Source organism: Mycolicibacterium aromaticivorans JS19b1 = JCM 16368, assembly GCF_000559085.1.
Lineage (GTDB): Bacteria > Actinomycetota > Actinomycetes > Mycobacteriales > Mycobacteriaceae > Mycobacterium > Mycobacterium aromaticivorans.
On sequence record NZ_JALN02000002.1, the window covers coordinates 106,190 to 118,398 of the forward strand.

Below are 12,209 nucleotides of genomic sequence, written 5' to 3' on the forward strand. Positions count from 1 at the left end.
TCGACGAGTGGCACCGCCGGTTGACAGCCGTCGCGGCTGGCGTGAAGGAGTGCGTCCACGACGGCGAAGGACCGCAGCAGTCGTCGCCGGCCGCGCCAGCCACATGTGCATGCGGCCTGCTGGCGCGGCAGGGGCGCAATCAGTACTCGCACGGTTCCGCGCGCTTGGGGCTTCGGCGGCGCCGCGACGCGGCAGTGCGGGTGCTCGCTACGCAGTTGACTCGGTGGTGACGATGCCCGAGTGGTTAGCATCTCTGCCCCTCGCTGCAGGTTGCGTTGTCGGTTGTGCCGCAGTGGGTTTCGATGGACAGGACCCGCCGGATAGCCTCGTTGACCACGTGAGATGCCTCCTGGGGCAGCATGTGTCCCGCGTCGCGCAGGTGGACGTGGGTCGCGCCGGGGATGGTGGCGGCTAGATCGCGAGCATGCGCTGGGGGTGTCAGCAGGTCGGCTCCCCCGCTGACGACGACGGTGTGCGCCTGGATCGAGCCGAGGGCCGCATAGGCGTCGTAGCTGTTTAGCGCGGGCAGGAATCCAACGATGGTGGATAACGGGGTGGTGGCCAGTGCGGCGGCTGCCAGTGCGGCCAGTGTTGCCCGTTGTGCACCCGCTGAGCCACGCCATTGGCCCAGGGCTGCGCACATCGGCCCTGAGCACGCTCTCAATGCCTGCGCAGGGGTGTGGTTGATCAGCCCGAACATGGCGGCCGTGGCGGGGGTGCCCAGCAGCCGGCCCAGGCCGCGTTCGGCCAGCCTGCCGGCCGCTGTCGCGGCCAGCACCAGTCCACGTGGTTCGAGCGGGCGATCGGCGGCGGGACGGGCGCAGTATTCGAGCGCCACCATTCCGTCCATCGAGTGCCCGACGAGGGTGAGTCGGCCGGTGACATCGAGGGTGGTGAGCACCTCGGCGAGGTCAGCGGCCAACGTGGTGACGTTGTAGGTGCGCATCGGTGCTGCAGAGGACCTTCCGTGGCCGCGGTGGTCGTAAGTGATGATCCGCAGGTGCTCGCCGTAGCGGCGTCGTAGGTAGGCGATTTGACCCGACCATGAATCGCCAGAGAGGCAGAAGCCGTGCAGGAAGACAACGGTGTGGCGCGCGGCGCGGGGCCGGTAGTCGCGCACGGCCAGCCGCACCCCATCAGACGTAGTGACCTGCACGTCGCTGCGGAGGGCGCCGCCGCTGTCGATTACCTGCAGCAAGTGCGTGCCCGTCGGGCGTGCCGCGGTGTCGGCGATCGTCACGATCCTGGACTTTCTATTCGCCGAGCCAGGAGCGGATCGCGCCGGTTGTGGGCGCGAGCTTTTCTGACCTCGCCGAGCGCTCGACTGATCACTGCGGAGTGTTCCTGGTCCCGCCTACGGGCGTGGGGGTCGATGGGCCGCTCGCGGTCGCGCTGGAGGGCGGCTTCGGTGTGAGTGTTGGCGACGGTGATCAGGCACCGCTGGGTGCGTTCGATCAGCCCCGGCGACAGGAGATGCTGCCAGGTATCGCTCTGTTGGGGTTTGCGGGCGTTGCGGAAGGCGGTCTGCACGACGATTAGGGCGAATGACTCGTCGGATAGGCGGTGTAGTCCTTCGACGCGGGTGGGCGCGAGCGGTTCGGGGATCATCGTCATGCGGGGACGCCTTTCTGCGTTGGGGCGGTGAGGTATTCGCCGCAGCCGCCGGATCCGAACTGTTGCCAGGGCACGAATGCCGGTGGCTGCGCGGCTCGCGGACACCAGAAGCCCCAAGTGCGGCAGCGGGGGCCGGTGATGATCACTGTGGTGACCGCGTGGCCGAGCATCTCGACTCGGTGTGGGGCGCTCGCGCGGCGAAATGCCACGGACCCGGGCCGGCGCACGACGGTGCGGTGTTCGGCGATCTCGCGGTAGCGGCCACGGATCACGAATGACAGGAAATGCCAGGGGTGGTCGTGCGGGACGCTGGGGTCGGACTGGCAGAACCGGTATCGGTAGATGTTCATGACCGGGTTTCGTGGGATCAGAAACCAGCGCAGCAGGTAGGGGTCTGCGGGGTCGCCGATCACTTGGTGGGGCCGACCTGACAGCAGCGTGGACAGCCACGGACCGGCCACGGCGTCGTCGACGGTGACGCTCACGACGTGTCCTGGGCGCGGCACGTGCAGGCTGGTGACTCGGCGACGTACTCCCAGTACCGAATCCGCTTGTTGGCCGTGGTCCGCAGCGAGCGGACCGATCCGCGTACGCGCAGTGCGTCGGCGGCGCGATACACCTGGTCGGAGATGAGCGGGGTGGCCCGGCCGCGGTTGAGGAGTCGCAGCAGGTCTGTTGTGGTGACCGGGCAGCCGATGCGGCGCAGGGCGGCCAGCACTTCTGTGGTCAGCGGCGTCGCCGGCATGAGTCGATCCGCGGATGTCGGTGGGAGGTGGCGGCACATGACGCGTCAAAAAGCGCGTCCAGGGCTGCGATTTCGTGGTCAGCGGCAGCGTTGGGGGTGGCGACCCAGGCTCGCGTGTGGGTCGCGGTGTCCACGGTGCTGACGGCGCCTTGGCCTTGCAGGCTGCACAACAGCCGGTAGATGGTTTCCTGGGCCGGCGGCAGTGGGCGGGCGCTTCCCTGCACGGCGACCAGCGGGGCGCCGTGCCGTAGCTGTGTCGTGGTCAGCGGATGCGGCGAGCAGCGCAATGCCGCAACGAGATAGTCCCGCAGGATGCGGTTGGTGCAGGTTCGTGCGCCCGAGCTAGGCACTGGCCGACTCTGCGACGTGGGTGCGTTGCCCCGGGAATGCCGCGTAGTGCATGGCCGCGCGGATCGCCAGGCTGCGCTGACGGTGGGCCTCGGGCTGACGGTCCATCGCGGCGACGATGAAGGCCAGCTGCCGCCGGGCCACGGCGTGCTCCTCGATGGTGGCGTGCTCTCCGGGCAGGTTGACACCGCCCCATACACCGTCGACGACTTCGAGGTCCAGAGCCGCGCTGGCGCAGGCCTTCCTGATCGGGCAGTTGCCGCAGATCCGCTTGGCCTCGTTGGCCTTGCGGTAGTCGAACCAGTTTTCGGGGTCGGAGTACGAGCACAGCCCGTTGCTCTCCATCTCCACGGGATTGGCCACTAGATGCGTCATCACACCACCTCCTGAGTTGGGCGTTAGTTGGACTTTAGTTGTGCCTTTATTGGGCATGGGGCGATCATAACCCCAACATGGCAGCTGTGGGCAGCACGAATCTTTATTTGTCCGCATCCGACCCCGACACAGAGGCGATCGGTCAGCCCCATCCCCGGGTGCGTCGGCACCAAATATGCCCCTCTACCGGTGTCTTTAGTCAGGACCGACGGGGCGTGACCACCGGCGAACCGTCCCAGAATTTTGAGGAAGAATTTTTGTCGGCGACGACGCAGAGGCTCCATTATCGGGCCTTAGTTGGGCATCTGCGGCCTGTAAACGGGGCGGTACGCCAGAGGGGCACATGCGCGGCTCACGTAGGGGCTAGGTACGTGTCTGTTTGGGGTGTATGTGGTTCACTTTGTGGTGTGGATGGCGATGTCAATGACGGTCCGCGTGAGGACGCGCCTGCCAGCGGCGATGCGCCCGATCCGACCTTGGGCCGACTCCGTGACGCTGTCACGCGGCGCCGCACTGAACTGGGCTTGAGTCAACGCAAACTCGCTGAACTGGCCGGGGTGTCACTGGGCACGGCGACGCGGCTGGAGCGCGGGGAGGGCGAGCCACGGGTGAGCACGGTGCCCAAACTGGAGGATGCCCTGCAGTGGCCGCGGGGAACGTTTCAGGCGATTCGCGACGGCGAGGATCCCCCGAAGGTTCCGCCGCGGCCCAGCACTGGGCTGGATCGACCGGCGGCCTCGGGCAGCCGGGTGTCGGCGACGACGCTGCGCAACGCCAACCAGTACGCTCAGGCGCTGTCGATCGTTTCGGCTGTAGTGGCGATCAGCGCAGTCTGCCTGGAGGTGCTGACCAGCGAGTTCCGTGAGCCAGCGGGACGAGCTCGGGCGCTCGGTGACTTGGACGCCCATATGCGCGAGATGGAAAGTCTGATTGCGGCAAGTCTGCCCGACGCTGAGTCGTTTGATGACGCGATGCAGGTGCTACGCGAGGTGCACCAAAGCCGCGAATCGCTCCAAAAGGCCGCTGCGGCACTGTCTTAACGCGTTTTCCGACACGTACGAGAATGCAGCTCAGTAGCCGTCGAAGCCGCCGCCGATGCTGGCGATGTGCACGTGGTTGAAGTGGTTCGCCGTGGGCGACCCACGATCGGACATCGATGAAGAGCTACCGTCGGGGTTGTGCTGGGCTTGCCGCCAGATCGCGTGGGCCAGGCCGAGCTCCTGGGCGTGGGCTTGGACGAACGCCACCACCCGATCGCCCAGCGCCTTGCCGCCAGGGGTATCCCACTGCGGGATCATGACGTCGAGCGCCAGGCCGTCGGGGTGCCAGTGCATCGAGTCCGGCCGGTATCCCCCGATTTCGGTGATCTCGGGAAAGGCGGCGGTGATCGCCCGGCTGATGCGCCGGGTGTACTTCTGGATGCGGGTCTCGTTGGCCAGACCTGGCCGGTCCAGACCCGGTAGCGCCGGAATGCCTTTCGCGCCAAGCGGCCCGGCAGATCCGTTCGCCGACCCGGTTTTCGTCAAGGGTGTGAACAGTCCGCCGAGGCCGCTGAGACCTCTGGTGAAGCTGCTCATGGGTGAACCGCCGCCCATGGACATGCCGGCGCCCATCGGCATGCCGCCTGCCATCGGCATCCCGCCACCCATGCCGCGGGCGCCGTAGCCGCCGCCGGCGCCGCGGATCATCGTCGACAGCATTTGGCCGCGTTGTTCGGATTGGGTGAGGAGGGCTTTGGCGCGGTCGAGTTGGCCGTCGAGGTGGTTGACCAGAGCCTGCTTGCCCGCCGGGGTGTCGGTGCTGGGCGCGATCGCATTCACCCCGTTGCGGGTGTCGTCGACGACGGTGTTCATTCCTGACCGGCCATCACGGGAATCGGTGGAGGCCGCCACCACCTGGGGGCCGACCTGTCCGTCGGCGCGGATCACGTTGTCCAGGGCGGCGATCCCGTTACCACCAGACTGCTTGTAGCCCCCTCCCCCATTGCCATGCCAGGTCGTCGGCACGGTATCGAGGGACGCAGTCAAATCGGTCTTCAAGCTCTGCAGCCCAGCCGTGGACGGCAACCCCGTCGCCGTGGCCCCCGGGCCATACATGTCCCGCGCACCACCCAGCGACGTCGCTGTCGCATCAACCAGGCCCTGCAAGGACATAACCGGCAGTATCACCCACCACCAACACCGACGACCACCACCAACGCCGGATTAACCTCAGGACTAGTACCCGCCGCCGGCCACGTGGGGGTTGGCCTGCCCAACGCGGGCGGCCAGGTTGGACCCGTCAGGACTCACGCCGTAGCGGCCCATCACATAGTTCATCGATGCCGCGATATTGGCGACCGGCTCGTAGATGCTCGTCGACGTGCCCGGCTGGTGATAGGAGGCGAACGTACCGGGGATGCATTGCGCTGGGCCGCGGGAGCTGTTGGCCGGGGCGCCATCTGACATTTGCGCGCCGTGGGCGTTGGAATCCGAGACGTTGACGACACTGGCGTTGTGGCCGCTCTCGCGGCCGGTCAGCGTCATGTATCCGTCATGCCATCTCTTGCGGGCAACGGGGTCAGTGACCCCTCGGGCGTCCAGGGCGGCATCGATGGCCGCCGACATCGCGGCTGGACCCTTGGGGAATGTGCCGCGTCCGGCGAAGCTGACCTCGCCGACGGGAATCTTCGCAGCCGACGAGGCCGGCGCCGCACCGTCGACGCCATCGCGCTGGACTCCGCATTGGTCGCCGCGGCGTCCATCCACTGCGTCCACATCGCCGCCAGCACTCGCGCCGAATCCCCGTGCCCATCGCTGACGAGTGTGCGCACGGTGGTGGTGTCGTCGGCGGCGAGATTGATCTCATGCCGGCGGTCCTCGTCGTCGACCAGGATCAAGTCCCACGAACCCTCAGAATCGCCTGGAATGGCGAAGCGGATCGTCGCGAACTCGGGAACACCGGCAGCCTGAACACGGACCCGCTGACCGCGGTCAAACGTCACGATCAACCTCCCCCTCGGGCGCCGCCATCAACTCCACACCTTCGCGGGAGAACCCCCATGCACGATAGTTGCTGCGATCGCTCCCGATGGCGTTCACGCGCCGTCAGCACCGGCCAACTGCACTCTGCACCCTCTCATCTAACCGAGCACACCTCGTAGCCACTGTTTCGAGCTGGCAAACCACGTCGTGTCCACATGTCGACCCAGCATCCTCCGCGCGTGTCGACCTCGACGCCGAACGCCGCTGACACGATGGACCGGTAACGATCGTGGTAGAGGCTCGGCACTCAGGCGAATGAGTATGACCAAACCGCCGCCTCGAACCGTCATCACCACACTTGTAGACGAACGCACCAGGGAGCTGCCGTGACCACTGCGCCAATCGACCTGAGCAGTTTCGCCGGGTGGGTACCGTTCGCCGCGCTGCCCACCGCCGACGTGCCAACCGGCCCTGGGGTCTACGTCGTTGTGCGACCCACCGACGACCCACCGACGTTCCTCGACACCTCACCCGCCGGGCACTTCAAAGGCAAGGACCCAACTGTGCCCGTCGCTGAACTGCAGGAGCTATGGGTGTCCGGCACCCGCATCGTCTACATTGGGAAAGCCAACCTCGGGAGCACCGGCAGGCGCGGCCTGCGGAAACGGCTCGACGAGTTCCGCCGCTCCGGCGCCGGCGAACCGGTGGCCCACTCTGGCGGCCGACGTATCTGGCAGCTGACGGAGCATGCGGACCTGTTAGTCGGATGGCGCGTTACAGACGACGACGAAGCGGCCAAGATCGAGACCGACCTGATCGCGCAGTTCCGCGCCTACTACGGACGCCACCCTTTCGCCAACATGCGCCGCTGAACACGCGCCACCAACGCGTGGGCTTCCCCCGGCGCAACGACTACTCATCATGTCGGCCACTCGGGCCACAATTGGCGAGTGCACGGCAAGGTCGGGGATGCGCCGGCGGAGCAGCAGATGGCCGGCTGCTCAACCTCGCCACGCCCAGCCGGTTCAACGACATCACCGCATGCAGCCGCCTAACCGTGATCGAGGCCAGCTGCACGGCCCATGGCACATACCAGAAATCGGCCTAGTATCCGACCCACACGCTGTTCTGATCCGACCCGACGGTCACGTCGCCCAGGTCGATCTCGACGGCAGCGCCGCCAGACTCGACCAGGCTCTGACCGGATGGATCGGCATACCACAACAGAGCCAATCGCAGCCCGCTAAATGATTTGGTCTCGGGCGCCTCATCTCGGCAGACCTACCCCACGACCAATATGCGGGAATCGAATATGCGGCTCTACCGGTAAAAGTCACCGTGTTCATCAGTTGAATCACTCGCTACCGTAGACGATTCCGGCATCTTCCGGGGCGCCGATGATTTCGGAACGTCGCGACATGCACACCGGGCCAACACATATGAGACGGCAGCGGTCTTAGCCTGGTAGGACGGTGACGTCGATGCTGTCGCTGTATTCGGCCCCGGAGTCCTGGTGGGCGGTCACGGTGACTCGGTAGTTGCCGGGCTGGCGCACGTCCATAGACCGCGAGTCGCTGCAGTTGGATGAGTCCTTGGCCTGGTCGGTGTTCGGCCCCTGGATCCGTACTGATGATGCGCATGCTCCGTTCACCCCGTAACCGTTGGCGGAGGCTGTCCAATCGACTCGGATGGAAAGGCTCCCGTTGTTGGAGGCGCGGTAGGTGTTAAGTCCGGTTTTCTGGTATGCCCATGTGTCTATTTGAATGCGATCCACAACCGGGATGGGCGGTGGCGCTTCGGAAGTCGTCGATGGCGGTGCCTGAGCGATAGGCGGCGGATCTTCTGCCGGCGGTCGTCCCGTCGTCGAGGGATAGGAGACGTCTGGCGGAGACCATGACGTTGTCGACGAAGGACCTGAGTTGGTTGTGCCCAGGGGCAAGGCGGGTGTCGAGGTCGACGTCGACGGGGTATCTCGACCTGTCAATCTGTCGATGAGTTGCAGTGAGTTGAGCAAGTTTCCGGGGACACCGAAAACGAGTGCGAGGATGGCGGCAAGCCCGCCGATGCCAATCGTCCAATTTCGCGCCGAGTGATTGGGGGGTTCGGTCATGCCGAGGCCTCAACCTGGCTGTTTCCCCCGTTTGATGGTTCATGCGCGATCACAGGGAGATAGTAGACCGGGCATCGGCTGTTCAGTTTGCCGAAAGTCAGTAGAGGCGCGTTTTCGGTTGGTAACCAATCTCATGAGATAGCACACCTAGACGCCGACGGAACTGGCGGTCATCGAGTTGGCGGCAGGTCTGGGCTGCACACCCGAACACGTCGACGACGTTCTGCGCGGCCATGGCGACCAGGAGCTACTCGCCCTGATCGAAAGCAACGCCTTGGCGCGGTGCTAACGGGATACCGGCCGCCCTACCGTGAATCTCACGCACCACCAGGGAAGGGCCACGATCACGATGACGGGTATGAACCGACCCTACACATTCGAGCTGGCCGCGCTCGCTCTCAACGGCGAAGACCTCGACGGCGTGCGCAGGACCGCTAAGTCCAACGGCGTCGCCGTCGCCGACCTGGAACGAGCGACCGCCGTTCTGCGGGTCCTGCAGCAGGGCGGCGAAGATCCCGACGACTTTGTGTTGCGCGAGTACATTCTCGACGGCTGGCTGAAGGGCTACCTTCCGCTGGATGTCCAGGCCGGCGACCCGACGTTGAACACCTGGCGCTTGGGTCAGCTCGCCGAGGCCCACTACAGCGAGCGGTCATGACCCACGTCGGTGGACCACTGGCGCGGCCTCGTCGCGCGGTGGCCTCGATCACGCTTGCAGCATCGGCTCTGGTCGGTTCGGCGTGCTCTTCCTCGCACGCTAACCCCGACACCACCACAGCCACGGGTACTGTGCGTGGTGGATGGTGACACCGTCGATGTCGTCGATGACACCCATGGCCGGCTGCGTATCCGTGTGTTGGGCATCGACAGTCCCGAGGTGCACAGGCCGGGCTACAGCATCGGATGCTGGGGCCCACAGGCCAGCGAGTTCGCGCGGAACATCCTCACTGGTCAACAGGTAGCCATCGTCACCGATCGAACTCAAGACGCCCACGATCGCTACGGTCGCACCCTTGCTTATCTGGATAGGCCAGGCAGCTGGGATTTTTCGGTCGAGGCCGCACGCGCCGGTGCTGCACGGTCCTACATCTACGGCCACCGCCCGGCAGCCCGCATACCGCAGATCGGGGCCGCAGAAAGCGAAGCCAGGCAAGACCGCCGCGGATTGTGGGGGCCGTCGTGCAGCGGACACCCGAGTCGGTCCCCGTGAACTAGCCCTATCTGCAACGGTATTCATACCGACTACTTGCGGGCGACTTTGCGACTGGAGCGCCGAAGCTTTGGCGGACACGCCTTCGGCGTGACTGATGACGCCGTTGTTTTGCCTTCTGGCCCACTCATTTTGTGGCCGCGGCTTGGCCGCGGAAGGCCATCGGCCTCCGCTGCGCTCCGGGCCCTGCGGGCTCGCAGAACTGTTCCCAAGCGTGTTCGCTGCGCTCACGGGAAAACTTCTGCGCCCGAGACCTTCCCGCTCACCTGCGCCACTGGCCACCAATTCGTTTTCGCCAGACGGCAAAAGAACGGGCGGCCCGACCCGGGGTGCCCGCGTTAGCGAGGAAGGTCACCAAACATGTCAACCACCACCGACAACACCACCGAGCAGGTCGCCGGGTCCGTCGAGTACATCGATCCGCAGGTCCTGGAGCTCGAAGACAACGTCCGCGATCACGTCGAGCTGGACAAGGACTTCCTGGCCAGCCTGCGCGAGTTGGGCGTCATCGTCCCCATCCTGGCCGTACGCGACGCCGAAGGACGCACCTACGTCCGCGAAGGCCAGTGCCGCACCCTTGGAGCCCGCGAGGTCGGGCTGACCAGCGTGCCGGTCTACGTGCTGCCCGCCGGGGCCACGAACGACGACACCGCCACCGTTGAGCGGATCGTGCAGCAGATGGTCGCCAACGAGCAACGGCACGGGCTGAAAAACTCCCAGCGCGCCCGCGCCATCCAGCAGATGCTCGACACCGGTATGTCGGCCACCAAAGTCGCCAAGAAGCTGTCCATGCGCCGCGAAGACGTCAAAGCCGCTGGCGCGGTGTCGAAATCGACGGCAGCCCTCGACGCACTCGATGGCGGTCAACTCGACTTCACCCAGGCCGAAGTGCTGGCCGAATTCGAAGATAACGACGATGCCGTTGAGCGACTTCTGCGCGCGGCTCATTACGGCGGCAACAACTTCGAGCACACAGTCTCAACCCTGCGCTCAGAGCGCGAAGTCAATGCGCTCATCGCGACGGCGGAAAAGAATTACACCGAACGCGGCTACACGATCCTGCCGGATCGGCCGCGCTGGTCGGACCTGGCCGCAGTCTCGCTGGCCTACCTGCGCACCGGTGACGACGGCGAAGTGCCCGCCGATGTGGAGAAGAAGCCCGAACACTGGGCGGTCTACCTGGCCGAGGACTACGCCTACGTCGACGCCACGACCGGGGAACCGGTCGCCGACAGCGAACTTGACCCCGACACCGAATACGACGAGGACACCGAAGCGGCCGAAGGGTTGCGCCACTACTCGACCGTCACCGAGAAGACCGTGATCGTCCCGGAGTGGTACTGCACGGACTACGCGGGAGCCGGTCTCGCTCTGTCCCGGTCGCTGCAGGGTGTCGCCTCGCGCCAGGGCGCACCGGCAACCGAGGGCGACGACGACTCCCCCGAGGCCATCGCTGAGCGGGAAGCCGCACAGCAGGAAGCCGAACGCCGCGAACGACGAAAGGTGTTGGTACTCAACCGCCTCGGCGCTGCCGCCGAGAGTGTGCGACGCGACTACGTGGTCAAGCTGTTGGCCCGCAAGACCGCCCCCAAGGGAGCCGCCACGTTCGTGGCGCACTGCCTAACCCGCGATCCCTACATCCTCAGCCAGAACCACGGGTCGAGCCTCACCGCCGAGCTGCTCGGCGTCAAGGACGAGCGCGCGGTGCGCGCGCTGGTCAACGAGTTCTCCACCAACATCGACCCACGGGCCCAGGTGATCAGCCTGGCCGTGGTCCTGGGCGCACTGGAGGCCCGCACCGATAAGAGCGCCTGGCGCAACGCCCGCACCGGCATCACCGGCACCGCGTCCTACATCGCGTCCACCGTGGGCTCGGATGCCTACCTGCAGTTCCTCATCGACAGCGGCTACCAGCCCAGTGAAATTGAAAAGGTCATCGTCGGCCAGCGCACCGCCGATGCCGTCTACGACGAGGCGACCCAGGAGAGCTGGGCGCACCGGGTGGTGGGGCCCAGACCTGGCCCCACCACCCCCACTCCCGAATCACCCCGCGCGCAACACCGCCGGCGGACGGAGAAATGGTAGCGACGTGAGCTTCTCGCACATTCCAGCATTGACCGGAAAGAACCTACGCGCAAGGCCACGTGACCGCCGTAAACGGCTCGAAAAGCTTCCCGTTGCTGTTCGTAAAGCACGACTAACGCGGAAAGGAAACCTTTCGCCCGGACCTATGCACTCCGGTTTATATCCGGTCACTGACAATGCTTCGAGAAGCGCCAAAATAATAGTCAGCAGAATGACACCAAGCGATCGATACCACCTTCCTGGAGGAAGAGCACAAAGAAGCCTCTACCTGGGGCGAAACTCGATAGCACGACATCGGTAAAAACCGGTACAAAACACGCCAAAATTGCCAAATAATATTTCGCAGAGGCGTTGCCGACCGTTAAAACAGAATATAGAATTGACCTATGACCAGCACCGATAAGGAGACGGATATGAACGTCATCACCGTTTACACAAAGCCCGCCTGTGTGCAGTGCAATGCCGTATTCGGAATCCTCGATAAAGAGGGCATTCCGTACGAGAAGATCGACTTGTCGACCGACAATGAGGCGCGCGATTACGTCATGTCTCTGGGATACCTGCAGGCACCCGTGGTGTACGCCGGGCCCAACGAGCACTTCGCCGGATTCCGGCCCGACCGGCTCAAGGCCCTCAAAAATGGAGCAATATTGTCATCTGATGCAACATTGGTTGGCTAGCAATGTTGTCTGTTGTAGCAGCTCAGGCGTTGGGGGGTGAGACCTCGACGCTGGTAGTCGATGGTCAACACCGGTCCAA

General features: G+C 65.1%; 17 protein-coding genes. 7 read left to right on the plus strand and 10 right to left on the minus strand.

Annotated elements, in window-relative coordinates; translation table 11 throughout:
- Positions 1-244: 244 nt before the first annotated feature.
- Genes Y900_RS26820 through Y900_RS30525 form a run of 6 tightly spaced genes read right to left on the minus strand, consistent with a single transcriptional unit; the run spans position 245 to position 3,082 of the window.
- Positions 245-1,240, minus strand: a complete 996-nt coding sequence (locus Y900_RS26820) for an alpha/beta fold hydrolase (protein ID WP_237752734.1) — start codon at positions 1,238-1,240, stop codon at positions 245-247.
- Positions 1,237-1,614 (minus strand): hypothetical protein, encoded by a 378-nt coding sequence (locus Y900_RS32225; RefSeq protein WP_131536318.1) that lies wholly within the window; start codon positions 1,612-1,614, stop codon positions 1,237-1,239. Before Y900_RS32225 ends, Y900_RS26820 begins: the two co-directional genes overlap by 4 nt.
- Positions 1,611-2,099: a cupin domain-containing protein gene (locus tag Y900_RS26825; protein ID WP_051660552.1), complete on the minus strand. Its 489-nt coding sequence runs from the start codon at positions 2,097-2,099 to the stop codon at positions 1,611-1,613. The genes Y900_RS32225 and Y900_RS26825 overlap by 4 nt, the downstream gene beginning before the upstream one ends.
- Complete coding sequence (locus tag Y900_RS26830) at positions 2,096-2,359, minus strand: hypothetical protein (protein ID WP_036348266.1); 264 nt, start codon at positions 2,357-2,359, stop codon at positions 2,096-2,098. Before Y900_RS26830 ends, Y900_RS26825 begins: the two co-directional genes overlap by 4 nt.
- Entirely contained in the window at positions 2,341-2,709 is a 369-nt protein-coding gene (locus Y900_RS26835; protein WP_036348269.1) for a hypothetical protein, read from the minus strand. Before Y900_RS26835 ends, Y900_RS26830 begins: the two co-directional genes overlap by 19 nt.
- Entirely contained in the window at positions 2,702-3,082 is a 381-nt protein-coding gene (locus Y900_RS30525) for a WhiB family transcriptional regulator (protein WP_081845373.1), read from the minus strand. Before Y900_RS30525 ends, Y900_RS26835 begins: the two co-directional genes overlap by 8 nt.
- Before the next feature lie 407 nt (positions 3,083-3,489).
- On the opposite strand from Y900_RS30525, the gene Y900_RS30530 reads away from it, so the two are divergent.
- Entirely contained in the window at positions 3,490-4,122 is a 633-nt protein-coding gene (locus Y900_RS30530; RefSeq protein ID WP_051660491.1) for a helix-turn-helix domain-containing protein, read from the plus strand.
- Between the two features lie 30 nt (positions 4,123-4,152).
- On the opposite strand, the gene Y900_RS31215 is transcribed toward Y900_RS30530, so the two are convergent.
- Together Y900_RS31215 and Y900_RS26855 are read right to left on the minus strand one after the other, a co-directional pair.
- Entirely contained in the window at positions 4,153-5,235 is a 1,083-nt protein-coding gene (locus Y900_RS31215) for a VldE C-terminal domain-containing protein (RefSeq protein ID WP_081845375.1), read from the minus strand.
- 63 nt (positions 5,236-5,298) lie between these two features.
- Positions 5,299-5,829 (minus strand): lysozyme family protein, encoded by a 531-nt coding sequence (locus Y900_RS26855; RefSeq protein WP_237752735.1) that lies wholly within the window; start codon positions 5,827-5,829, stop codon positions 5,299-5,301.
- Positions 5,830-6,431: 602 nt separating this feature from the next.
- On the opposite strand from Y900_RS26855, the gene Y900_RS26860 reads away from it, so the two are divergent.
- Together Y900_RS26860 and Y900_RS33785 are read left to right on the plus strand one after the other, a co-directional pair.
- Positions 6,432-6,917 (plus strand): hypothetical protein, encoded by a 486-nt coding sequence (locus tag Y900_RS26860; protein ID WP_036348272.1) that lies wholly within the window; start codon positions 6,432-6,434, stop codon positions 6,915-6,917.
- 169 nt (positions 6,918-7,086) lie between these two features.
- A complete protein-coding gene (locus Y900_RS33785; protein WP_420329844.1) occupies positions 7,087-7,296 on the plus strand; it encodes an aromatic-ring hydroxylase C-terminal domain-containing protein in 210 nt (69 codons plus the stop codon).
- Between the two features lie 205 nt (positions 7,297-7,501).
- Here the strand turns inward: Y900_RS33785 and Y900_RS32230 are convergent, their stop codons facing one another.
- The gene (locus Y900_RS32230; protein ID WP_131536320.1) at positions 7,502-7,696 is read right to left on the minus strand and encodes a hypothetical protein; all 195 of its coding nucleotides are present in this window, start codon (positions 7,694-7,696) and stop codon (positions 7,502-7,504) included.
- Between the two features lie 817 nt (positions 7,697-8,513).
- Here Y900_RS32230 and Y900_RS26865 point away from each other — a divergent pair.
- A complete protein-coding gene (locus Y900_RS26865; protein ID WP_036348274.1) occupies positions 8,514-8,813 on the plus strand; it encodes a hypothetical protein in 300 nt (99 codons plus the stop codon).
- A 99-nt stretch (positions 8,814-8,912) separates the two neighbouring features.
- Here the strand turns inward: Y900_RS26865 and Y900_RS33210 are convergent, their stop codons facing one another.
- Positions 8,913-9,149 carry a hypothetical protein gene (locus Y900_RS33210; protein ID WP_036348277.1) on the minus strand — a complete coding sequence of 79 codons (237 nt, stop codon included), beginning with the start codon at positions 9,147-9,149 and terminating at the stop codon, positions 8,913-8,915.
- Here Y900_RS33210 and Y900_RS33215 point away from each other — a divergent pair.
- The 3 genes from Y900_RS33215 (at position 9,054) to nrdH (ending at position 12,130) form a co-directional block, all read left to right on the plus strand.
- Positions 9,054-9,365 (plus strand): thermonuclease family protein, encoded by a 312-nt coding sequence (locus Y900_RS33215; protein WP_237752776.1) that lies wholly within the window; start codon positions 9,054-9,056, stop codon positions 9,363-9,365. The two genes, Y900_RS33210 and Y900_RS33215, sit on opposite strands and share 96 nt — an antisense overlap.
- A gap of 360 nt (positions 9,366-9,725) precedes the next feature.
- Positions 9,726-11,450, plus strand: coding sequence for a ParB/RepB/Spo0J family partition protein (locus Y900_RS26875; protein ID WP_237752736.1), 1,725 nt, complete (start codon positions 9,726-9,728; stop codon positions 11,448-11,450).
- A gap of 413 nt (positions 11,451-11,863) precedes the next feature.
- Complete coding sequence (gene nrdH / locus Y900_RS26880; protein WP_036348876.1) at positions 11,864-12,130, plus strand: glutaredoxin-like protein NrdH; 267 nt, start codon at positions 11,864-11,866, stop codon at positions 12,128-12,130.
- The last annotated feature ends 79 nt before the right edge of the window (positions 12,131-12,209 follow it).